Annotated in this window: 1 protein-coding gene; it reads left to right on the forward strand. The window is 45.6% G+C overall.

What is annotated here, in order from left to right; genetic code table 11:
- Positions 1–93 precede the first annotated feature (93 nt).
- Entirely contained in the window at positions 94–1,422 is a 1,329-nt protein-coding gene (locus ACX5KA_RS03420) for an IS4 family transposase (protein WP_283625482.1), read from the forward strand.
- The last annotated feature ends 9 nt before the right edge of the window (positions 1,423–1,431 follow it).

Consider the following 1,431-nt stretch of genomic DNA (forward strand, 5'->3'; position numbering starts at 1 on the left):
TAATGCCGATCAGTTAAGAAATATTTTAGCGATCGGTTGACCGATCTTTTATAGATGTAAAAATCCGATGAGCATTTGCCATCGGATTTTTTTATGGATATCAAAACAGCGTTAGATACTGCTTTCAACGCCAGTACCCAGTTTCACTCATTTGAAAAACTCTCAACTTTCTTAGACCCTTCAATTATTGATGAGGCCTTTGTAGAAGCAGGTGTGGCAACCGTTAGAAAGCGTCGCTTACCGCTTGAGTCGGTAATGTGGTGTGTCATGGGCATGAGTCTTTTTAGGCAAGAATCAGTGTGGAATATTGCCACTAAGATGGATATCGCGTTGCCCGGTAAAGCACCGCTCGTAGCGCCAAGCGCTATGGTTCAAGCGCGTCAGCGCTTGGGAACTGAGGCCGTTGAACAGTCTTTTAAAAAGATGGCTAAACATTGGTACCAGCAGAATCAATTCGAAACATGGAACGGGTTGAATTTACTTGGTGTCGATGGTGTCGTTTGGCGAACGGCTGATACTGCGGAGAACCGTGAAAAATATGGCTCTGGTAGCACACAATATGGTGATACAGCCTTTCCTCAGATTCGCATGGTCTGCCAGATGGAACTGACAAGTCATCAACTTGTAAACAGTGCGTTCGATAAATATAAGTCTAACGAAATGGTGCTAGCCGAGCAGCTAATTGAAGACACGCCTAATCACTCGCTCACTATGTTTGACCGTGGTTTTTATTCGTTGGGCTTACTCCACCAATGGCATAGCGAAGGACAAGAAAGACACTGGATGATACCCGCCAGAAAAGGCCTCCAGTTTGAAGTATTAGAGAGCTATAGCCGTGTAGATAAACGGGTGAAACTAACAACCACACCTCAAGCGAGAAAGAAATTCCCCACGCTTCCCGATGAGATTGAAGCGCGACTCATTACGAAGAAAATTCGAGGAAAAGAGTGTCGAATTCTTACATCTCTTACCGATGTCATGCGCTATCCCAGTGACGAGATTGTAGACTTATACAGCCATCGCTGGGAAATTGAATTAGGGTACCGAGAGATGAAGCAGACGCTATTGAATAGTGAATACACGCTTCGGAGTAAGCGACCTGACATGGTTGAGCAAGAGTTATGGGGATTACTGCTGGCTTATAACCTGATACGAGTGGCAATGACTGAAGCTGCACTACGCAAAGGCATCTGGCCTAATCAGCTAAGCTTCAGCGGGTGTTCTAGCGCAGTGATTGCATTCCTTCTAACAACGGGGCTTACAAGCCCCGGGAAGCTGCCCGTGTTGTATGAGAATCTTATCAATCAGCTGACTTACTACGAGCTACCGACACGCCGAGAAGACAGGTTATATCCGCGATGTGTTAAACCTAAACCGGGTAAGTACCCCGCTAAAAAGAAAAATGCCAGTCAGCTTAACTGACTGGCATTA

The organism is Alteromonas alvinellae (genome assembly GCF_902705805.1).

What these genes read in the sequence shown, in the direction of transcription:
- ACX5KA_RS03420 (WP_283625482.1), top strand. Translation starts at nt 94, where the DNA reads ATGGATATCAAAACAGCGTTAGATACTGCTTTCAACGCCAGTACCCAG.